This is a genomic window from Actinomyces sp. ICM58 (assembly GCF_000283035.1).
Classification (GTDB): domain Bacteria; phylum Actinomycetota; class Actinomycetes; order Actinomycetales; family Actinomycetaceae; genus Pauljensenia.
Genome location: NZ_ALIY01000095.1, coordinates 1 through 21,465, shown reverse-complemented (window position 1 = coordinate 21,465; position 21,465 = coordinate 1). Strand labels below are relative to the sequence as shown.

Here is a 21,465-nt window from a genome sequence, read left to right as displayed (position 1 = left end):
GCGGCCTGATTGTTCGTCGAGTCCACCGAGCCCGGACCCACGCCGGGGGCGGGCTGCGCCTGGTCGGTGGAGGGGGCCGCTCCGGCCTCGGCGAGGCACGAGGCCTCGTCGGCGACGTCGATCGTGTAGGTGCGGGCGGCGGACTGGGCGTTGGCGGCGCCGGCGTTCCCGGGAGTCCAGGCGCTGGCCTGGACGGTCAGCGTGTAGCGGCCGGCGCGAGTGAAGAGCCAGTTGACGTGCTTGTGGGCGGCGTAGGGCTGGTCGATGTCGTCGCCGCCCGGCGCCAGGTCGAAGCTGCCATCATTGGTGACCGCCTTGGTGCCCTCGGTGAAGCTTGAGGTGAAGGCGTAGATGCGCCCATCGGCCGGGCCCGTGTAGGTCACGTGGAAGCGCGCGGCGTCGTATCCGCCTGCCGCGATGCCGAGGGTGTCCCAGCCGGGCCACAGCACGGTGGCCTGGTTGTCGCCGGTCTGGCCGAGCAGGTAGGCGGCGGCGGGCGCGCCGGTCGCCTGGCGGACGGAGGCGGGGATCTGTGTGAGCGTGGACTTGTTGACGGCGAGGAGGGTCTGCTCGGGTTCGCGCATGACGCCGGAGCCGGTGGCGTCTTCCTTGATGCGCAGGGTGAGCGCACCGGAGGCGTCGGAGGTGAGGTCGAAGATGTCGGCGTGGCCGCGGTCGAGGGTGGCCGTGGTGCCGGCGGGGGCGGTGCGCATGACGGCACAGGTGGAAGCGTCGGCCTCGGACGAGGTCGTGGCCGCGTCGGCGGTATCGGTGCCTGTTGTTTCTGCGCGTGTTGTGTCGCTACCTGAGGTCGCGGCGTCTGCTGTGGCGTCGGCGGCGTTGGAAGTCGAGGCCTCGGTGGTCATGTCGGTGGCCGTGTTGGTGGCCTCGTCGGCGTGTGCCGCTCCGGGCACGAGGAAGGAGGTGGCCGCGAGGGCCATTGCGGCGAAAGCCCGGGCAGCTGCGCGGCCCGGGTTCCGGTATGTCGTGGGGTTCATGGAGGGGGTCCTCTAGGTGCGCACGTATGAATGAGAATCGTTATCATTCTATGCCTGCGACCCGCGCTGCGCAAAGTTCTAGAACCCGAAACTGTTGATCGCAGCCCATCCCCTTCATGAGGGTCTGCCCCAATTGCGGCCAGACATACGGCCGAGAGCTCTGATGACGCCCCGAAACCTCGGTAAGCACCACTCTCCCACCTCAATTTCGCATGCAATTCCCCCTCCACTCTTTCAAACTTTGAATTTGCATCGTTGAAATTCTGCGGTTTTCTCCCCATTGCCGATTTGTCTGACCACCGAATTGCATGCGAAATTGATGGTGAACGCCCATATCACTCCCTATACATTGGTCCCAGCACCTCGCCATGCACTTCGCAGATCCCAAAACTACGCGCTCACACTCCCCCGATTGCCGTCACCACAACCTCCACAGGCCCGGACTACGCGCAACAACGGTTGATGAACTCGCGCGAACCGACATCAAAACTTATGAAGTTTGTGATCTGTAAACGATCACAGCCGAGACGTCAGGGCAATTGTGACGGCCTGCGCACGTTTGTGTGGATGGTATGCACACAGCCACTTTGCTTTGCAATTGCTTGGTTTTTGGTGCGATCTAAATTACTGGCCGAACGGTTGATTGAGCGTTTTGGCAGGGATAAACTATAACCATCAAGCGCCTGACGAAGCTGCCAAGCTGGTCCGGCGCTTTTCTTGTTTGACACGCAGGGTCGCGCCGACGCCACCCGCGTTGGCATGCTCCTCGCGCGAGACCCGCCGGGCGATCCCCGGCCTCGCCAAGCAGGAACACTCCATTGAATACACGATCCCACGAGGAGCCCGCTATGTTCTCCACCATCGACGTCATGGTTGCCCAGGCCCACATCGACCAGCTCAACGAGCTCGCCGACACCAAGCACATCGTGAAGGCCGACCGCCACTGATCGAATTCCGGCACCGCCGGAGTTCTATGCAAGTCCGCAGACCCGCAGGGGCTGCGGACTTTTTGCATGCCGTCTCAACCGCGCTTGAGACAGCAACCCGCAATGTACCAAATCCAAGAAGGAGGATATTCGCGTAGTTATTTCGAAGGGCGCCTTGCGCTCGATTTGATACCGTCAACATGCTCGTTCAGGCTTGTGGATACCTTGTGCCACATTGGATCAAGTACGAAATCGATACCACGTCTACGAGCATACTTTGCGGCGGGTACGAAGTCAGAGTCACCAGAGATAAGGATGATCTGCGTGACGAGATCACGTTCGGCCAACGAAGCAATATCGAGACCAATACGCATATCGACTCCCTTCTGCGTGATGGTGAGTCGAATATCGCGATCGGTCAAGCTCTCGACGGTCCTTCTACCCGCACACAGATCCTTCAGTACTCCGGGCCGCAGCGTGTATTCACCGCCGCTTGATAGCTCTTCGCCTCTTCGCAAGGCAACCTTGCGCTTCTTCACCAATGCATCGAAGAATGCGCTCATCCATCGATACTGGTCACTCTGGGCAAGGTTCACCTGGCGCTTCGTGATGGGGTTGAAAACCACTTTCGTTGATGGCGGGCAGTCGTAGTAGAAGATCCGGTAGAGGCTTGCCTCTTCATCACTCCCCTTGTTGAGGTGACGTATGCAGTATGAAAATAGCTCATCTGCGCGTTCCTCGGGGGTCTTGTCACCAAACAGTTTCTTTGCCTGAAGGCGGTAGAACCCACCATCGACAAGGATCGCTGTACGTTCGGAAAAACTGGCAACGTTGCTGCTCCTCAATAGATTAAAAGCCAGTCATCGGCGTCTCCATATCAGCGGAGGGTCAACGGCTGGCTTTGCTACTGGAATCGTAACACTTCGCACGGCATATGTCACCATCTTTCCTCTGGTGCCAAGGGATAACACAGTTGAGATCGCCATGCGGAACGCTGGCCTCTATCGACGGTTAGGAGTTCTGATTGACTACCTCGTAGCCATAGACGGACGTGGAGTCAGGAAGAGTTATCGTCCCACCACTGTTGAAGGTACCTGAGCGCGCGGAGGAAATGGGCAGGCCCACCACACGGAGCACGGTCGCGGTGTCTATGGGTGGCGGCGGGACACGGCCGGCCACAAGCCAGCGCACCAGGTGCCGCCGGTGTGGAGGGCGCCGGAAGAACCGGAGGGTCCGGTCGCGGTGCCGGTGGGCGGCGGCGGGGCCTGGCCGGACAACGAGTCGACGCGTCGAGCCGCACATCAACGCCCAAGCGCCACGGGTATGGAGGGCGCCGGAGGGACCGGAGGGCACGTGCGGGCTTCGAGATCGACCACTCCGAGCCGCAGGCTCGCGTGTGGCGATCTCTCGGGCGGCCGGGGCCTCCGGCGCCCAGAACACCAGCGCGCAACAAACAACAACTCGCGGCACGGACGGCTCGCGGGCGGGCCGCCGCCCACCGGCACACACAGCGCCCCGGCCCCAGAGCAAGGCACGACGGCGCCCGGAACACCAGCGACACAACAACCAATGTTTCACGTGAAACATCTGCCCAACCAACGGCCTCGTTACCCCGTGAGCCGCGGAAAGTGGCACACTTGACCTATACGTTGAACGTGACCCCATGCAAAGGATGGCATGCCTTGACTCAGCCTTCGACCACCGGCGCGACCCCGACCTCGTCCGGGCGCGCGCCCGCGCAAGGAAACCGCCTCGACCCCTGGTTCGACGCCTACGCTGAACGCGCCCACAATCTGCGCGAATCGGAAATCCGCGCGCTCTTCTCCGTGGTGTCGCGCCCCGAGGTCGTCTCCCTCGCCGGCGGCATGCCGAACCTCAAGGACCTGCCCCTCGACAAGCTCGCCGCCTCGGCCGAGAAGCTGGTCCGCAACCACGGCGCGCAGGCCATGCAGTACGGCAGCGGCCAGGGCTGGGAGGTGCTGCGCGAGCGTATCACCGAGGTCATGAGCTACGACGGCATCGTCGGCGCCGACCCCGACGACGTCGTCGTCACGACGGGAAGTCAGCAGGCCCTCGACCTCGTCACCGAGCTCTTCGTGAATCCAGGCGACGTCGTCCTCGCCGAGGCCCCCTCCTACGTGGGCGCCCTGGGCGTGTTCCGTGCGCGCCAGGCGGACGTCGTGCACGTCCCCATGGACGAGCACGGCATCATTCCCGAGGCCCTGGTGGAGACGATCCGCGACGTGCGCGCCTCGGGCCGCACCATCAAGTTCATCTACATCATCCCGAACTACCACAACCCAGCTGGCGTGACGCTCTCCGCGGAGCGCCGCCCCATTATCGCGGAGATCTGCCTGCGCGAGCACGTCCTGATCGTCGAGGACAACCCCTACGGCCTGCTCGGCTTCCATAACGACCCCCTGCCGGCCATCGCCTCGTACAGCCCTGAGGGCGTCGTCTACCTGGGTTCCTTCTCGAAGATGTTCGCGCCCGGCTTCCGTATCGGCTGGGCGTATGCGCCGCACGCGATCCGCGCGAAGCTGGTGCTGGCGCTCGAGTCGGCGATCCTGTGCCCGTCGATGGTGGGCCAGATGGCGATCGCCGACTACCTGGGCAGCTACGACTGGTACGGGCAGGTGAAGTCCTTCCGTTCGATGTACGCGGAGCGTTGCCGCTCGATGCTGACGGCGCTCGAGGAGTACATGCCGTCGTGCTCGTGGACGGTGCCGGACGGCGGATTCTACACGTGGGTGACGCTCCCCGAGGGCCTCAACGCGAAGTCGATGCTGCCGCGCGCGGTGCGCGCCCAGGTCGCCTACGTGTCGGGGACGGCGTTCTTCTACGATGGCCAGGGGTCGAATCACATGCGCCTGTCGTTCTGCTACCCGTCCCCCGAGGAAATCCGCGAGGGCGTGCGTCGCCTGTCGACGGTCGTCAACGCTGAGAAGGAAATGGTCGATATGTTCGGCACCGCCTCGATCGACGAGGCCGGGGCCGAGTCCGCCCGTTAAGGTTCCCTAGGAGTAACACATTATGGCTACGAAAGTTCTCATCATCTCGGGCGGCCTGACGCACGAGCGTGACGTGTCGGTCCGTTCGGGTCGTCGCGTCGCGAACATCCTGACGCAGGCGGGCTACGACGTCGTCATTTCGGACGTGGATGCGTCCCTGGCGGGCGCGATCGAGTCCTTCTCCCCTGACGTCGTGTGGCCCCTCGTGCACGGTTCGATTGGCGAGGATGGGTCGTTGCAGTCGTTCCTGGAGTCCGTGGGCGTGCCTTTCGTGGGGTCGTCGGCGGTGCAGGCGATGCTCGCGTCGAACAAGCCGACGGCGAAGGCGCTGCTGGGTTCCGCGGGGCTTGCGACGCCGGGCTGGGTGACGCTGCCGCAGGCGATTTTCCGCCAGTTGGGCGCGTCGAATGTGCTGTCGGCGTTGGAGGGTTCCGTGTCGTTCCCTGTTGTCATTAAGCCGACGGATGGGGGTTCGGCGCTTGGTATTTCGACGGCGCATAACGCGAAGGAGCTGCGTCGCTCGATGGTGGATGCGTTCGCTTACGGGCAGCGTTTGATGGTCGAGCAGCGCATTGAGGGTCGTGACGTGGCCGTGTCGGTGGTGGACCTGGAGGGTGGGCCTGTGGCGCTGCCTCCGGTTGAGGTTGCGACGGACGGTGGCCGTTACGATTACGATGCGCGTTACACGACGGACGAGGCTGTGTACTTTGTGCCTGCTCGTCTCTCCTCGGAGGCGCTTGCGGACCTGCAGGCGGCGGCCGTCGAGGCACACACGACTCTTGGTCTGCGTGACCTGTCGCGCATGGATTTCGTGGTTGACGACGAGGGCACGTGCTGGTTCATTGATGCGAATGTTGCTCCCGGCATGACGGACACGTCGCTGCTGCCCCAGGCGGCGGATGCGCTGGAGGATTCGTCGTTTGCGCAGCTGTGCGCGGACATCGTTGATTTCGTGGCGGGTGGCCGCGTGGCCGCCGAGCGCGACGCTGGCGCTGGTGGCGCCGCGTCGGGCGAGGCCGTTGACGTTGCCGCTGAGGCGCCTGTCGACGGCGAGTAGCGAACGCTCCCCTGCGTGACGCACCGGGCCCGGTATCGCGTCGGCTAAGGCCGAACACCTGGGTTTCGGTGCGGCAGGGCCTGGCCGGGCGCAAACACCACGTGCAGCCAGCGTGACGGGCGGCCGGGCCCGAAGGCACCCGACACTCAGGCACCACACCAAACAACAACATCAAGCTGCGGCCGGCAAGCAGCGGCTGCCGGGCACAACACCAGGAGCAGCCAGCGTGGGGGGCGGCCGGGCCCGGAGGGCACGGGCGGGCTTCGAGATCGACCACTCCGAGCCGCAGGCTCGCGTGTGGCGATCTCGCGGGCGGCCGGGCCCGAAGGCACCCAACACTCAGGCACCACACCACAACCTCGAGCCGCGGCCAACAAGCGCGCGGCCGCCGGGCCCGAAGGCATCCGACACTCAGGCAGCACTCACAGACACGTCCATGTCCCGTGAGAAAAAAGGACCACTCAGAACAGGAAACCGAGTTCCTTCAGGCGGGCCTCGGCCTGGTTGGCGCCCTCCCAGACTATGCCCTGGACGCCCAGGAGTTCCGCAGCCCGCACGTTCTCGCGGCGGTCGTCGATGAAAGCCACCTTCGAAACGGGTCCGCCCAAGCGGTGGAGGACGTCGCGGTAGATGCCGCGGGCTGGCTTGCAGATGCCGTAGTCGCAGGAGAAAGCGAAGAAGTCGAAGAGGCTCCCCCACTCGGAGCGGCGAATTGCCTTTGCGATCGGGTACGGAGCATTCGAGAGGATGCCGACGCGCACGCCCTGATGCCGGAGCAGGCGCACGAGTGCGAGGGTCTGCTCGTTCGCGTCGGCCATCCGCGAGGAGTCAAGGGCGACGAGCTGTTTCAGCAGTGCGTGGGAGGGTTCAGGCTGTCCGCAGTCCCCAGCGATCCGATCCCAGAACTCGCGATCGCCCAGGCCGGCGTCGTACTCGCCGCGATGCGTCCACATCGCCTGGTCGACGAGCGTCGTGAGGCCGCGGGACTCGTCCCCGAACATGCGGGCGATGAGGGCAGGGTCCGGGTGGGCGTCGACGAGGACGCCGCCGACATCGAAAAGCACGGTGCGCGAACTGCCTTGGGCGTTCATGCCTTTCGCTCCTTCTGGTACTGCGAGGGCCCGATGACGGTGCCTTTAGAGGTAGTTTAAGCGTTAATTCAATCGAAGATTAGCTCAGAAAATGTCGCGTAGGGAACATACTGCGCGTGATCTGCGAAAAGAACCATGAAGCTTGATCAGTGGAGAATAAGGCCTGCAATTCGCTGGAGATCCTCGGATCCTGCGAATTCGATGACGATCCGACCCTTCTTGCGTCCCTCGGTGATGGTCACGCGCGTGTCGTAGGCATCCGACAGCGCGGATACGACACTCTCCCCCAGGGGTGACAGTGATCGCTGCTGGCGAGTGCGCGGACGCGGGGTGGCCTTCGCCTTTCCGAGGCGGACGATCTCCTCAGTGGTGCGCACCGAGAGTCCTTCCGCGACGATGCGTTCAGCGAGCCGTTCCATTTCCTCGGCCGTCGCAAGAGACAGGAGGGCGCGAGCGTGGCCCGCGGTGATGACCTGTGCGGCCACCTTCTTCTGGACGGAGGGGGGAAGCTTCAGCAGGCGGAGGGTGTTGGCGATCTGCGGTCGCGAGCGGGCGATTCTCTTGGCGAGCTCTTCCTGAGTCGCACCGAAATCCGCCATGAGCTGCTGATATGCGCTCGCCTCCTCCAGAGGGTTGAGCTGGGCCCGGTGGAGGTTTTCGAGGAGAGCATCTCGGAGCAGGTCTCCGTCGTCGGTCTCCCGGATGATCGCCGGAATCGTGGTTTCGCCCGCGAGCTCGGAAGCGCGCAGGCGGCGCTCGCCCATGATCAGCTCGTAGCGCGCGTCGGGCTTCTCCTGGAGGAACTCCTGGAGCTTCTCGGAACGCCCCGTCGCGGGGATGCTGCGAACGACGACGGGCTGGAGAACGCCGACCTCCTTGATGGATGCCGACAGTTCCTTCAGGTCATCCTCATCGAAGACCTCACGCGGCTGCTTCGAATTGGGGACGATCTGATCGATAGCAATCTCTGCAAAGGAGGCGCCGGGCACCGGCACGAGCTCGTGGTCGCTGGATGTTTCACGTGAAACATTCGACGGCGAGTCCGCCACGGCAGTCGCGGCGTGATCGCGCGAACCCGATTCGCCCTGGTCGGAAGCTGAGCCATTAATCCCCGACCCGAGGGGCGAGGAGCCCTGCGCCGCGCGCCGCGTTCCGCCAGTGTTCAAAGCAGGCATCGTGGGGCGCTTCTTCTTCGACGAGGCCGTGGCTCGCTTGGGCTGGAGGAGATCCTTTGCGGAGCCTCCTCGGCCGCGCGCGGCAGGGCCTTCGGGGAAGAAGACGTCGAGCGGCCGCGAGGGACCCGCGGACGTTGCCTGAGGCGTCTGTTCACCTGCCTGGGGGATGAGAGCTCCAAGCCCTCGGCCGAGGCCGGAATGCTTACGAGCACCCTTACGGCCCTCAGACTTCGGTGTTACATCCGCCATTGCATAACTCCTTCAATTGCGTGCGTTCATTGTTTCACGTGAAACAATGCCTTGTGCTCGGCTATTTAGCGTCTTTCGTCACTATGGTGCACTAATGGTCATTTGTTCTGATATCGACGTTCCAAACTGCGGAAACGTGGGGAAACGGCCGATTGTTTCACGTGAAACAATCGCTCACTCCCCCGCCGACAGTCGCTCACACAGCTCGAGGGCGGCCTTGCGATACGCGATCGCGCCGACGTTACGCGGGTCGTAGGTAACGACGGTCTGGGCGTAGCTGGGCGCCTCGGAAATACGGACGGATCGCGGAATCACGGTCGTAAAGGTGTGATCGGGGAAGTGTGAGCGCACCTCGCCCTCGACCTCCTCGGACAGCCGCGTTCGCTTGTCGGCCATCGTCAGCAGCATCCCAGAGACACGAAGTCCAGGGTTAAGATCCACGCCGATGCGCTCGACCGTGTTCCACAGCTGGCTCAGACCCTCGAGCGCGTAGTACTCGGCCTGGATCGGAATCATGACCTCGTCGGCGGCCACCATGACGTTCAGGGTCACGAGGCCGAGAGACGGGGGGCAGTCGATAAGAACGACGTCAATCTCGCCGTGCGCGGCCACATATTCACGTAGTGCCTCGCGCAGGCGAAACTCGCGGCGGGGAACGTCGACGAGCTCGATCTCGGCGCCGGACAGGTCGATCGTCGCGGGGCACACGAGGATGCCGTCGATATCCGGACAGGGCTGAACGACGTCCTCAAGCTCCGCTCCGCCAATAATCACGTCGTAGGTCGAGGGGGTGCCAACGGGATGGGCGACGCCCAGAGCGCTCGAGGCGTTGCCCTGCGCATCGGCGTCGATGACAAGCACGGACAGGCCGCCCAGCGCGAGGCCGGCGGCAATGTTGACCGTCGAGGTCGTCTTACCGACGCCGCCCTTTTGATTTGCGACGGCGATGATGCGCGTGGCCGCGGGCTTGCGGAACTCTGCCCGCTCGAGCATGGCCAAGTCGCGCAGGTTTCGTTCGATCTGAGTGGACAGTGGGGTGTTGTTGGTACTCACGTGACACCTTCCTAGCTACTGCCTCTAGTCTACGGGGCTGGGTGCACACTTCCGGCATCGAAAGTCCGTGATGCATGAAGGGACACACGAATATCCTCACGTTGCGACAAACCGCCGACAAGTTGTTCTGTAGGATCGATTCTCCTGGCCGACACGGACGTCCAAGCGCAACGAGATACGACAGAGAGCAACCTACAAAACAGCCACTACTATGGCGCCCGTCACACCCAAATGAAAACCGACAGGCTCACAGGATCAACAGCCCCTGCACACAAACTAAGGGGCACCACAGTAACCTGTGGTGCCCCTTAGAATCCTAAAAGACGATCACCGGACGCGCGAACAGACCACGACGTAGGTCGACTCGTCCTCCATGATGGAGGGCACCTCGTGGATCTCGGCACGCAGGTGGTGGCGACGCAGCTCCGCGGAGGCCTCCTCGACCTCGATCGGGGCGCGACGACCCTTCAGGGCCACGAGGGTGCCGCCGGGCGCGATGAGCTTAGACGTCATGCGCACAAGCTTGCTCATGTTCGCAACCGCGCGGGCGGTGACCACGTCGGCCTTGCCCTTGCCGCGCAGCTCTTCGGCGCGCGCCTGGTGGATGCTGACGTTATCCAGGCCGAGCCCCTCGACGACATCCTCGAGCCACTCGACGCGGCGCGCCATCGGCTCGGCGAGGTGCACGTGCAGGTCGGGCCGACAGACCGCGATCACGATGCCGGGCAGGCCCGAACCGGAACCAACGTCCAACACCTCGCGCCCCTCCCGGCGCGGCATGAAATCGAGGACGGCCGCCGAATTCACGATGTGGCGCGACCAGATGCGCTCCATGTCGCGCGGGCCCAGCAGGCCGCGCAGCTCTCCCTCCTCCTCGAGCATGCGCGCGTACTCGGCGACGTCGGAAAAGGCGGGGCCAAAGAAGTCGCGGACCGCCTGCGTGGGCTCTTCTGGGACGAAGGGGTCGCCGACCTGGCGACCCCTTCCCGTCCCGTTCGGGTTCTCACTCACCGTCGGATTCCTCGGGGAGGATGACGACGCGTCGGTGGGGTTCGGCGCCCTCGGACTCGGAGGTCAGGCCCTCGTCGGCGACCACGTCGTGGCACACCTTGCGCTCAAAGGGGTTCATCGCGTCGAGCTTGACGGCCTCGCCGGTGGCGCGCACGCGCGCGATGGCCTCGCGGGTGATGTCCTGGAGTTCTTCCTTGCGTTCGGCGCGGAACCCGGCGATGTCGAGCATGAGGCGCGAACGCTCGCCGGTCTCGGTCTGAACGGCCAGGCGGGTCAGCTCCTGGAGGGCGTCCAGGACCTCGCCGTCCTCGCCGACGAGGCGGTCCAGGGATTCGGGGTCGTCGGCGACGATCTCGACCGAGGCGCGGCCGTTCTCGACGTCGATCTCGATGTCGCCGTCGAGGTCGGCGATGTCGAGCAGTTCTTCCAGGTAGTCGGCGGCGAGTTCGCCTTCTTCTTCGAGGCGGGTGAGCTTGCCTGCGTTGTCGTCACTCATGACGTGTCCTCCGTGGTGGGGAATGGGGTCTTTCTGGGGTCCAGGGTACCCGGTCGGGTGGCCGGACCGTGAATCTGTCGCGGTCAGCGCTTCTTGCCGGAACGGCGGCGAGCCTTGCGTCGCTCGACGCGGCGGCGCTCGATCTCCTCGGCGCTCAGGGAGCCGTTCGAGGACTCCTTGGCGGCCTGCGTGGACGTGCGCGATTCGGACGAGGCCTTGGTGGCCTCGCGCTCGCTGACGCGGCGTTCGCGGTTCTTCTTCTGGAGCTCGGCGCGCTGGGCGGAGGCTTCCTGCTTGGCGACGCGCTTTTCGACGGCGAGGGTCAGGCCGTGCATCCACTGCTCGTCGGGCAGCGTGGTCCACTTCTGGCTGGCGAGGTTGCGGTAGACGGTGATGATTTCGCCGGGGGTCATGGAGGCGGGGAAGTCGGAGGCGACGTGCTGCTTCTTGGCCTTGGCGCGGACTTCGGCGAGGGTGCGCTCGTTGAGCTCCTCAACGCGCGGGTCGGACCCGGGTGCACCGAGGGCGGCGCGCTCACGGTCGTAGTTCTGGAAGTAGGGCTTGGCCCATTCCTGGTAGGCGGACTCGCGCGAGGACAGCAGGTCGGCGTAGGCCGGGGAGCCGGGGGTCGGCATGACCTTGATGGTCCAGAAGGACTGGGCGAGCGCCCAGAAGGAGGCTGTCACGGTGTAGATGACGACGCCCATCTGGAAGAACGCGCCGGAGACGATGAACATCGCCGGCATGATGTACATCATCGTGCGCTGCGACTGGGCCATCGGGTTGTCGCCCATGTCAGGCATGTTGCGCGAGAAGGACAGGCGCATGGAGAAGAACTGCAGGGCGACCATGAGGACGATCGCGGCAACGAAGACGGCGACGACGCTGGGCTGGCCGAAAGACTCGCGCAGAGTGTGGGAGAGCGGGACGCCGAAGACGGTGGAGTTAACGATCTCCTCGGAGACGGAGGCGGTCAGGGGGCCGAGGTGGTCGGTGGCCTCGCCGCGGTAGGTGTATGTGCCGGCGGAGATCGAAGAAACCGCGATGATGGCTCGGTACATGCCGAAGAGGACGGGCATCTGCACGAGCATCGGCAGGCAGGAGGCGAAGGGCGAGACCTTGTGCTTGCGCTGCAGGGCCTGGGTCTCTTCCATCATCTTCTGACGGCTGACCTGGTCCTTCTTGCCCTTGTACTTCTCCTGGATCTTGCGCATTTCGGGCTGGATGGCCTGCATGGCACGCGAGGAGCGGATCTGCTTAAGGAACAGCGGGATGATGGCGATGCGCACCAGGATGGTGAGCAGCACGATGGAGAGAACCCACGCGATGCCGGAGCCGGAGGACATTCCGAGCAGCACGAGGAGGTCGTGGATCCAGACCCACACGTAGGAGATTGCCCACGCGAAGGGGTGGAGCATTGCGTCGAACATAGTTTTCGCTTTCGCCGTGGCGCCGAAGCGCCGCTGTTTCGTTGTTCCTTGGGGTCCGAGGCCGCCCCGGGCTCTCGGGGAGGTCTCAGGTGGGGTCGAGTCCCATGGGGGCGGGACGTTCCCAGTTGTCGTGGCCGGCCCAGTCCTCGGGCGGTACCCACGGGTCGGGTTTCCAGCGCCCGCGCTCGGGCACGTGGTCTACTCCCCCGTGGCTCCACGGGTTGCATCGCAGCAGGCGCCAGGCCGCGAGGATCAGTCCCTTGATGGGGCCGTGGACGCGGATGGCTTGGAGTGCGTAGGTGGAGCAGCTGGGCGCGTAGCGACACCGGGGGCCGAGGGCCGGGGAGATGAAGCGCTGGTAGGCGACGATGGGCGCGGACAGGAGTGCGCGCACTGCCTTGCCCGCCGTGTTCATCGGGCGTCCCACTTGCGCCATGCTCGCTCCATGACACGATCGAGGTGAGCGCCCAGCTCCTTCGAGGGGACGCCGAGCGCTTTAGACGAGGCCCGCACGACGAGGCGGGTTCCGTCCGGCAGGTCGGCGACCCGGTCTCTCATCAAGTGCCGCAACTGCCGCTTGACCCGGTTGCGTCCGTTGGCGCGCTTGATTTCCCGCTTGGGTACGACGAAACCGACGAGGCGGCTGTTGCGTTCCTCGTCGGCTCGGACGTGGACGACGACCAGCGGATCTCCTGCTCGCGCTCCGTGACGGATCGCGGCGGTGAAATCCGCTGGGTCAACCATGCGGTGCGCGCGCGGCAGCACCGGTGTGTCTCAGGCGGACAGCTTGGCGCGGCCCTTGCGACGGCGGGCAGCCAGAATGGCGCGGCCGGCGCGGGTCGACATGCGCAGACGGAAGCCGTGCGTCTTGGAACGACGACGGTTGTTGGGCTGGAAGGTCCGCTTGGTGGTCACGGCAATTCTCCTCGGCGGGGAGTGGTCTCCCACTCGTATCGGTTGGGCTATCGAGCCCACGGGGGCGCGATAGCGGGGACGCACGCCCGAAATGGGCGCAAACAAGTTCCAAGACTAAGCGGACCGGCGCGCCTAGTCAACGCGGCGAGAGTACCCACCGCGTCACACACAGTTTCCACAGCTGTGGAAATCGCTGTGGAGCAACCCCGTCCACAGCGGTGGATTTCGAAAGTTATCCACAGGCTGTGTGTCATTTTGCTTTCCGCAGGCTGCCGCGGACCCATAGTTGTAACTACAGACGTGTGATTCTGTGATAGTTCTCCACAGCTCCATCCCCAGTCTGTGCATAAGCATGTGGGCGGGCTACACTGCACATAGATAGAAGGGTCGCGCAGATCACCACGATTGCGTGACTGAACTCACCGTTATTTTGTCCGGAGGTTGCCGTGGAGTCGGATTCCCTCACACGTGCGTGGGCTGCCGCCCTCAATGCAGTCCCCACCGACGAGCTGGGACCCGTCGCCACGTCGATGCTGCGCTCGGCACGCCCGCTCGGCGACATCGAGGGCACGATCCTGCTGGCCGTCCCCAACGGCTTCACCAAGCAGTGGATCGAAGACAAGGCCCAGTCGAAGCTGACGACCGCCCTGTCCGTGAACCTCGGACGCACCGTGCGCATCGCCATCACGGTTGATCCCTCCCTGGAGCTCGTCGCCGCTCACGATGAGGAAGAGGAGGAGCCACCCGCTCCCGCCCCACCCACACAGCCCGCCCCGGCCTCGTCCCAGGAGAAGAAGGAGAACCACTCCCCCGCCCTCGTGACCTCCCCGACCGACGCCGGACCGACCCACCTGAACCCGAAGTTCACCTTCGACACCTTCGTCATCGGCCCGTCGAACCGTTTCGCGCACGCCGCAGCGCTGGCGGCCTCGGAAACCCCGGGCACCGCCTTCAACCCGCTGTTCATCTACGGCGACTCCGGGCTGGGAAAGACGCACCTGCTGCAGGCCATCGGCCACAACGCCCTGTCGATGATGCCCCACCTGAAGGTCCGCTACGTCAACTCCGAGGAATTCACGAACGAGTTCATCAACGCGATCCGCCTGAACAAGACCGACAACTCCCAGGTCGAGGCCTTCCACCGGCGCTACCGCGAGCTCGATATTCTCCTCATCGACGACATTCAATTCATCGGCGACAAGGAACAGACGGTCGAAGGTTTCTTCCACACCTTCAACGCGCTGCACAGCGCCAACAAGCAGATCGTCCTGACCTCCGACCTGCCCCCCGCCCAGCTCAAGGGCTTCGAGGACCGCATGCGCTCGCGCTTCTCCTCCGGCCTGCTCGTCGACGTCCAGCCGCCGGACCTGGAAACCCGCATCGCGATCCTGCACAAGAAGGCGGACGCCGAGGGCCTCGAGGTCACCCCTGAGGTCTTCGAATACGTGGCCTCGCGCATCTCCTCCAACATCCGCGAGCTGGAGGGCGCGCTCGTGCGCATCGGCGCGTGGGCGTCCCTCTATCAGGAGCGCATCGACCTCAACCTCGCGCAGATGATGCTCAAGGACTTCGTGTCCAACCCAGACGACAACGAGATCACCGTCAGCCTCATCATGAGCCAGTGCGCCGTCTACTTCGGCGTCACCATCGAACAGATGGGATCCTCCGAGCGCAGCCACAACGTCGTCGAAGCCCGCCAGATCGCCATGTATCTGTGCCGCGAACTCACCGACCTGTCGCTGCCCAAGATCGGACAGGCCTTCGGGCGCGACCACACGACGGTCATGCACGCCAACAAGAAGATCTCCAAGCTTATGAAGGAAAAACGAGAGACCTTCAACCACGTGTCCGAGCTTACAAACCGCATCAAGCAAAAGGCCAGAGAGTCGTAAAACCCGCGCGGGCGCTGACGAAAGTCGGCGCCCGCGCCCCGTTCACAGGATCTGTGGACAACGAGTGGATGACGCGGCGTAGGCTGTGGACAAAATGAGGCCTCCTGTGAATCACAAAAAGTCGTCATGAGCTGCGTCCACATGACCATGTGAGGAGTCCACAGCCTCGTCCCATCCTCACATCACAACAACATCAGCGACTTTCCAACGAAAAAGTGAGTTATCCACAGAACTCACAGCCCTTATGATGGAGGGAGAGTCGAATGACAAAAAACTTTTCACAGGCCTCCGTACAACAGCGGCGCAGACGCCACGCCAGCGGCGCGGATGCCAAGCCTTCCATCGCGCCCCACGTGGGCACACTTGTGGGTAAAGTAGTGTCCGATCCGTTTTGTGTTTTGGAGGCAGCTATGAAGTTCACCGTCGCCCGCGATGTTCTGGCCGAAGCCGTGTCGTGGACCGCCCGCGCGCTCCCCGTGCGTCCGGCCTCGCCGATCCTGGCCGGCGTGCGCATCAAGGCTGAGGGTGACGAGCTGACCCTGTCCTCCTTCGACTACGAGGTCTCCGCCAATTCGCACATCCCCGCGACCGTCGACGAGGCCGGCGAGGTCCTGGTCTCCGGACGCCTCCTGGCCGACATCTCCAAGTCGCTGCCCTCCAAGCCCGTCTCCGTCGAGCTCGACGGCCAGAAAGTGAACCTGGTCTGCGGATCCTCCCACTTCACGCTCGCCGTCATGCCCCTCGACGAGTACCCGCTGCTGCCCGCGCAGCCCACGGGCATCGGCGCGATCGACTCCTCCACGCTCTCCCAGGCCGTCTCCCAGGTGTCCATCGCCGCGTCACGCGACGACACCCTGCCCCTGCTGACCGGCGTGCGCATCGAGATCAACGGCCCGGCGATCACCCTGCTGGCCACCGACCGCTACCGCCTGGCCATGCGTGAGCTCGACTGGGAGCCCACCGACACCTCCATCGAAGAGGTCGCCCTGGTCAAGGCCCGCATCCTCCAGGACGTCGCCAAGTCCATGACCTCGGGCGCCAAGGTCGAGGTCGGCCTCTCCGGCGAATCCCAGCCCGGCGCCTCGTCCCTCATCGGCTTCACCGCCCAGGGACGCCGCACCACCTCGACCCTCATGGACGGCGACTACCCCGCCGTGCGTCGCCTCTTCCCCGAATCAACGCCGATCCAGGCCGTCGTCGACCGCCACGCCCTGCTCGAGGCCGTCAAGCGCATGTCGCTGGTCGCCGAGCGCAAAACCTCCGTGCGCCTGGCCTTCACCGACGGCCAGCTGGTGCTCGAGGCCGGCCAGGGCGACAACGCTCAGGCCTCCGAAGCCATCGAGGCGACCCTGCACGGCGACGACATTTCCACCGCCTTCAACCCGCAGTTCCTCATCGACGGCCTGCAGGTCCTGGACACCGACTACGTGCGCTTCGGCTTCACGCACCCCACGAAGCCGGCCGTCATCACCGGCCAGAAGAAGGCCAACGAGGGCGAGGTCACGCAGTTCCGCTACCTGCTGATGCCCATCCGCTTCGGCATCTGACGTGCACGTCTCCCACCTGGCCCTCGACGACTTCCGCTCCTGGAAGCACGGGGTCGTCGAGCTGCCCGCGGGACCCACGGTCCTGGTGGGCGCGAACGGCCAGGGCAAGACGAACCTCGTCGAGGCGCTCGCCTACCTGTCTACGTTTTCGTCGCACAGGGTCGGCGCGGAGGGTGCGCTCGTGCGTATCCCCCTCGACGAGGCCGAGGCCGCCCCGGGCGGCGCCGTCATCCGCGCGCGGGTCGTGACCTCGGGCCGCGAGCAGGTCATCGAGCTGGAGATCGTGCGCGGCAAAGCAAACAGGGCGCGCATCAACCGCGCGCAGGTGAGGCCCCGCGAGATCCTGGGCATCGTGCGCACCGTCGTGTTCGCCCCCGAGGATCTCTCGCTCGTGCGCGGCGACCCGTCGGTGCGACGCTCCTTCCTCGACGACCTCGCCACGCAGCTCTCCCCCATCCACGCGTCCGTGCGCTCCGACTTCGATCGCGTCGCCCGACAGCGCGCCGCGCTCTTGAAGGCCGCCCAGGCCTCGCTTCGCCGCGGGCACTCCCCCGACCTCTCGACGCTGGAAGTATGGGACCAGCAGTTCGCCGCGCTGTCTGCGCGCATCACGGCCACGCGCGCGTCCATCGCCTCGCGCCTGGAAGAGCCGGCCTCGCGCTCCTACGACGACGTCGCGGACTCTCCGCGCCACCTGCGCCTCGCCTTCGACGCCTCCGTCGACCGCGTCATCGGCACCGACCCGGGCAACCCGGCCAGCGCCGACCTCACCGACGTCGATGCACAGACGCAGCGCATGCTCGCCGCCTTGGGGAGCGTGCGCGAGAAGGAAACCGAGCGCGGCGTCAACCTGGTGGGCGCGCACCGCGACGACCTGACCCTCAGCCTCGGCGCAATGCCCGTCAAGGGCTACGCCTCCCACGGCGAATCCTGGTCGGTCGCCCTGGCCCTGCGGCTCGGCGCCTTCGAGCTGCTCAGCGACGACGGCGACACCCCGATCCTCATCCTCGACGACGTCTTCGCCGAACTCGACTCCTCGCGCCGGGCGGGCCTGGCCGCCCTGGCCTCCAAGGCTGAACAGATCATCGTCACCTGCGCCGTCGCCGACGACTTGCCCGCCTCCCTCGACCACCACGCCCTGCACGTGCGACTCGACCCGCGCCGTGGCACCGTCATCGACGGACCCGACCATGAGTGAGCGCGACGACCGCGCCGACGCGGATCCGACCGGCCCCGACGCCTCGGGCGCCCACTCCCCCGCCCCAGGCGAGGAAGTCGACGCCGACGAATTCGTCGTCCGCGCCCTCGAACGCGCCCAGCGCGTCGCCCGCAACCACGGCTACATCCGATCCACTCTACCCTCGTGGGGCCTCGACGAGACGCGCCCCAGGCGCAGCCTCGACGGATCCAGCGAATACGCGGCCATCGAAACCGACGGGCTCGGCCGCCTCGCCGGCGACGACGACGCCCAGGCGCGCGCAGCCGCCCGAGCCGCCGCCTACGGGCGCTTGAACGGAGTGAGCGCCCCGGCCTCGTCCGCGCAGGAGGATCCCGAAGGAGACCTCGCGGCGCTGCGCAAAGCCCTCGAAGGAACGGGTGCCTCCTGGAGCCGCTCCCCCGGCATGGCCGCGATGCGGCCGCGCTACCGCAGGGCCAACTCGCTGGGCGCGATCCTCGAGCGCACCATCAGCGCTCGCGCCTGGGACACTCCCACCAAAATGGGGTCCGTCATGGCGAAATGGCGGGACATCGTGGGCCCCAGCAACGCCGACCACACGCGCATCGAGACCTTCGAGGGACACAAGCTCGTCGTGCGCGCCGACTCCACCGCCTGGGCCAAACAGCTCCAGCTCCTGCTGCCCACCATCGAGCGTCGCATCGCCGAGGAGGTCGGCTCGGGCGTCGTTGAACAGGTCATCATCCTCGGGCCCGTCGCCCCGTCGTGGAAGAAAGGCCCCTACGTGGTGCGGGGGCGTGGTCCGCGCGCCGACTATGGATAACCGGATTCAGGCGCGTTTCGAGACGCTGACGCCCGTCGCTTCATCGGTCAGATTTTGTTAGTCTGTGGCGTGTGTCCTGCCCGCGTGCAGGGTCGCGATGAGGAGTAGTAATGACGAACCCCTACGGTCCTTCCGGTCCTTCGAACCACTCGAATCCGGGGCGAGGATCGGCTCAGTCGCGCCCCGTCGGCGCATCGATACCGGGGGGAGGACCGGTTTCTGGCGGTGAGCGCGGGCGCTTCGAGCCGCCCCAGAATGAGGCACCGAGGCCTCGTTCACCTCGCCTCATCGTCGGAAGCATCATCGGCGTGCTGGTTGTGGCTCTCCTCGGAATCGGCTCCTTCATCGTGTTCCACGAGGGAGGAATTGGGCTGGGCGGATCGAACTCTCCCACGCCGACCGCACGCGCGACCGGCAACGGAGAACAGTATTCGACGCAGTACCTCGACGGAAAGTTCACCGTCAATACGACGAGAATCGAACAGGGGCCCATCGACAAGGAGGGAGCGGATACCCTCCTCGTGACGTACACGCTCGTCAACAACACCGCAAAAACGCAGCGCGTCCGGCTCGCTCTTCCCAAATTGATACAAAAGGGGACGGAACTGCCAGAAGCGGAGTTTGAGCCGGGTCAGGAACCCGAGGGACTCAACATGTTGAAATTTGACATCGCGTCAGGCGAGACAATGACTGTCATGTTTGCGTACCGGTACGCCTACCCGGGAGAGACCGTCACCTTCCGGCGGTGGTACACCATGAACGAGGACCCGAATGCGCCCATGTGGTCGTTCGCGCCTCAGGATCAACAATCGGACGAGACAGCCGATGATGAAGAGTGGGTTTGGCACCCGTACTGAGGCGGCGAGCCTCGGGAGGATTGAGGAAACATCGTGAGTTACCCATATAACAACGCGGGTGGGCCCCGTTGGGATACCCGACAGGCGGTCCCCATGGGGACGTCAATGCCCGGTGCCGGCCCCCACAACCAGGGACAGCCCGTACCCGCTCAGAGCCCCGCGGGCTCCGGCGTTCCTCAGCAGGCCACCGGTGCGTCCAGGGGCATGCAGTCCGTGATCCTGGTCGCCCTCGTTATTCCGCTCTGCATCCTCCTCGTCGCCATCGGAGGGATAGCGTTCATGCGATCCCATGGCGCGTCGCTGTCAAGCGACCCGACGGAGATAAAAACGGTGACAGCAGACCATTATTCCGCGGACATCATGAATGGAAAGTTCCATATCGAGAGTACGTCGGTGACACGAGGCCCTGTCGACCAAGACGGCGCGGACACCGTGTTCGTCACCTTGACGATGACCAACAACACCGATGACGCTGAATTCATCATGTTGCACACGCCAAACTTGAAACAGAAGGGGATCGTCCTCGGTTTCGCCGCCCTTGATCCCGACGAATACCCTGACGTCATTGTGGAGATGAACGATGACATGGTCAGGCCGGGCGACACTGTGACGTTCACGCTTGGCTTGAAGTACATTGACGTCGGCGAACCCGTCACTTTCATGACGGATGTCCCAGTGGAGGAGGACATCTTCGATTTCCCCCATATTGTTGTGCAGCCGTCTTGATTGGTTTCAGTTAATTATTCGTACTGGATGTAAGGAGTTGTGATGAGTTATCCGTATGGTCGTCCTGGTGGGCCGGGTTCTGGTGATCCGCGGGGTGTGGGTGCCCCTGGTGGTCAGCGGGTTCCGGTTCCGGGTTCTGGTGGGTCGGGTTCTGGTGGGCGTCGGTCCTCTGCTGGTGTGATTGTTGGTTGTGTGGTGGGGTTGGTTGTTGCTGCATTGGTTGTTGGCGTGGCGTTTGTTGTGGTTCGTTCGCGTGGTGTTGAGCCGGGATCGACGACCGCGAATCCGACTGCGTCCAATCCCGCGACCACGGGAGCGCCGAAGCCCCGCGCAACAGGCAATGGCGAGCAGTATTCCGCTGATTTTCTTGGCGGCAAGTTCCACATCGAGAGCACGTCGATCGTGCAGGGGCCCAAAGATAAGGACGGCGCCGACACTATCCTCGTGACCTACAGGATCGTCAACAACACATCGAAGACGCAAGTCGTTGGCATGTGCGTCCCTCGTCTTGAACAAAAGGGATCGGAGTTTCCCAGGGCTACGTTCAAAAGCGGCGAGGAGCCCGAAGGGTACGACTACAACAGCCCGGACGAGATCAAGCCTGGTGAGACCCTGACGGTCATGGGAGCCTACAAGTACCTCTATGTCGGTGAGCCCGTTACCTTCCGCACATGGGCGCACATTACCGAGGAGGATACGAGTGACGACCCATGGGGTGTGGGTCAAGAAGACGGTAAAGAGAACGATACCCTCTGGGTTTGGCAGCCGTCCTGATTGCTTTCAGTTAATTATTCGTTCTGGATATAAGGAGTTGTGATGAGTTATCCGTATGGTCGTCCTGGTGGGTCGGGTTCTGGTGATCCGCGGGGTGTGGGTGCCTCTGGTGGTCAGCGGGTTCCGGTTCCGGGTTCTGGTGGGCCGGGTTCTGGTGGGCCGGGTTCTGGTGGGCGTCGGTCCTCTGCTGGTGTGATTGTTGGTTGTGTGGTGGGGTTGGTTGTTGCTGCGTTGGTTGTTGGCGTGGCGTTTGTTGT

General features: G+C 64.4%; 20 protein-coding genes. 9 read left to right on the top strand and 11 right to left on the bottom strand.

Annotated features, from left to right (window positions below):
• A partial coding sequence (locus HMPREF1138_RS04775; RefSeq protein WP_009057186.1) for a choice-of-anchor M domain-containing protein occupies nt 1–998 on the bottom strand: 998 nt, incomplete at its 3' end.
• A 1,084-nt stretch (nt 999–2,082) separates the two neighbouring features.
• Nucleotides 2,083–2,769, bottom strand: a complete 687-nt coding sequence (locus HMPREF1138_RS04765) for an NYN domain-containing protein (RefSeq protein ID WP_009057180.1) — start codon at nt 2,767–2,769, stop codon at nt 2,083–2,085.
• 837 nt (nt 2,770–3,606) lie between these two features.
• Between HMPREF1138_RS04765 and HMPREF1138_RS04760 the strand changes: the two genes are divergently transcribed.
• Both HMPREF1138_RS04760 and HMPREF1138_RS04755 read left to right on the top strand, forming a co-directional pair.
• The gene (locus HMPREF1138_RS04760) at nt 3,607–4,935 is read left to right on the top strand and encodes an aminotransferase-like domain-containing protein (RefSeq protein WP_009057162.1); all 1,329 of its coding nucleotides are present in this window, start codon (nt 3,607–3,609) and stop codon (nt 4,933–4,935) included.
• A gap of 22 nt (nt 4,936–4,957) precedes the next feature.
• Nucleotides 4,958–5,992: a D-alanine--D-alanine ligase family protein gene (locus HMPREF1138_RS04755; protein WP_009057151.1), complete on the top strand. Its 1,035-nt coding sequence runs from the start codon at nt 4,958–4,960 to the stop codon at nt 5,990–5,992.
• Between the two features lie 461 nt (nt 5,993–6,453).
• On the opposite strand, the gene HMPREF1138_RS04750 is transcribed toward HMPREF1138_RS04755, so the two are convergent.
• From HMPREF1138_RS04750 to rpmH, 9 genes are all read right to left on the bottom strand, one after another.
• On the bottom strand, nt 6,454–7,083 hold the full coding sequence (locus HMPREF1138_RS04750; protein WP_009057166.1) for an HAD-IA family hydrolase: 630 nt from the start codon (nt 7,081–7,083) through the stop codon (nt 6,454–6,456).
• 146 nt (nt 7,084–7,229) lie between these two features.
• The gene (locus tag HMPREF1138_RS04745) at nt 7,230–8,507 is read right to left on the bottom strand and encodes a ParB/RepB/Spo0J family partition protein (protein WP_009057154.1); all 1,278 of its coding nucleotides are present in this window, start codon (nt 8,505–8,507) and stop codon (nt 7,230–7,232) included.
• Between the two features lie 174 nt (nt 8,508–8,681).
• Entirely contained in the window at nt 8,682–9,560 is an 879-nt protein-coding gene (locus tag HMPREF1138_RS04740) for a ParA family protein (RefSeq protein WP_009057168.1), read from the bottom strand.
• A gap of 327 nt (nt 9,561–9,887) precedes the next feature.
• Nucleotides 9,888–10,571 (bottom strand): 16S rRNA (guanine(527)-N(7))-methyltransferase RsmG, encoded by a 684-nt coding sequence (rsmG, locus tag HMPREF1138_RS04735; RefSeq protein WP_009057172.1) that lies wholly within the window; start codon nt 10,569–10,571, stop codon nt 9,888–9,890.
• Complete coding sequence (locus tag HMPREF1138_RS04730; RefSeq protein ID WP_009057156.1) at nt 10,564–11,067, bottom strand: Jag family protein; 504 nt, start codon at nt 11,065–11,067, stop codon at nt 10,564–10,566. The genes rsmG and HMPREF1138_RS04730 overlap by 8 nt, the downstream gene beginning before the upstream one ends.
• A gap of 83 nt (nt 11,068–11,150) precedes the next feature.
• Complete coding sequence (yidC, locus tag HMPREF1138_RS04725) at nt 11,151–12,497, bottom strand: membrane protein insertase YidC (protein ID WP_009057184.1); 1,347 nt, start codon at nt 12,495–12,497, stop codon at nt 11,151–11,153.
• Nucleotides 12,498–12,582: 85 nt separating this feature from the next.
• The gene (yidD, locus tag HMPREF1138_RS04720) at nt 12,583–12,912 is read right to left on the bottom strand and encodes a membrane protein insertion efficiency factor YidD (RefSeq protein WP_021611598.1); all 330 of its coding nucleotides are present in this window, start codon (nt 12,910–12,912) and stop codon (nt 12,583–12,585) included.
• On the bottom strand, nt 12,909–13,262 hold the full coding sequence (gene rnpA, locus HMPREF1138_RS04715; RefSeq protein WP_009057174.1) for a ribonuclease P protein component: 354 nt from the start codon (nt 13,260–13,262) through the stop codon (nt 12,909–12,911). The genes yidD and rnpA overlap by 4 nt, the downstream gene beginning before the upstream one ends.
• Before the next feature lie 9 nt (nt 13,263–13,271).
• Nucleotides 13,272–13,412, bottom strand: a complete 141-nt coding sequence (gene rpmH / locus HMPREF1138_RS04710) for a 50S ribosomal protein L34 (RefSeq protein ID WP_003791379.1) — start codon at nt 13,410–13,412, stop codon at nt 13,272–13,274.
• A 446-nt stretch (nt 13,413–13,858) separates the two neighbouring features.
• Here rpmH and dnaA point away from each other — a divergent pair, with 446 nt between their 5' ends.
• The 7 genes from dnaA to HMPREF1138_RS04675 all read left to right on the top strand — a co-directional run bounded on the left by dnaA (nt 13,859) and on the right by HMPREF1138_RS04675 (nt 21,208).
• Nucleotides 13,859–15,304: a chromosomal replication initiator protein DnaA gene (gene dnaA / locus HMPREF1138_RS04705; protein WP_009057178.1), complete on the top strand. Its 1,446-nt coding sequence runs from the start codon at nt 13,859–13,861 to the stop codon at nt 15,302–15,304.
• A gap of 410 nt (nt 15,305–15,714) precedes the next feature.
• Nucleotides 15,715–16,851 carry a DNA polymerase III subunit beta gene (dnaN, locus tag HMPREF1138_RS04700; RefSeq protein ID WP_039936936.1) on the top strand — a complete coding sequence of 379 codons (1,137 nt, stop codon included), beginning with the start codon at nt 15,715–15,717 and terminating at the stop codon, nt 16,849–16,851.
• Nucleotide 16,852: 1 nt separating this feature from the next.
• Nucleotides 16,853–18,049 carry a DNA replication/repair protein RecF gene (recF, locus tag HMPREF1138_RS04695; RefSeq protein WP_009057188.1) on the top strand — a complete coding sequence of 399 codons (1,197 nt, stop codon included), beginning with the start codon at nt 16,853–16,855 and terminating at the stop codon, nt 18,047–18,049.
• The gene (locus HMPREF1138_RS04690) at nt 18,042–18,851 is read left to right on the top strand and encodes a DUF721 domain-containing protein (RefSeq protein ID WP_009057170.1); all 810 of its coding nucleotides are present in this window, start codon (nt 18,042–18,044) and stop codon (nt 18,849–18,851) included. Before recF ends, HMPREF1138_RS04690 begins: the two co-directional genes overlap by 8 nt.
• Nucleotides 18,852–18,961: 110 nt before the next feature.
• Nucleotides 18,962–19,708, top strand: a complete 747-nt coding sequence (locus HMPREF1138_RS04685) for a DUF5067 domain-containing protein (protein WP_009057160.1) — start codon at nt 18,962–18,964, stop codon at nt 19,706–19,708.
• Between the two features lie 204 nt (nt 19,709–19,912).
• A complete protein-coding gene (locus tag HMPREF1138_RS04680; protein WP_162129454.1) occupies nt 19,913–20,434 on the top strand; it encodes a DUF5067 domain-containing protein in 522 nt (173 codons plus the stop codon).
• Between the two features lie 42 nt (nt 20,435–20,476).
• Nucleotides 20,477–21,208 (top strand): DUF5067 domain-containing protein, encoded by a 732-nt coding sequence (locus HMPREF1138_RS04675; protein WP_081495969.1) that lies wholly within the window; start codon nt 20,477–20,479, stop codon nt 21,206–21,208.
• Nucleotides 21,209–21,465 lie beyond the last annotated feature (257 nt).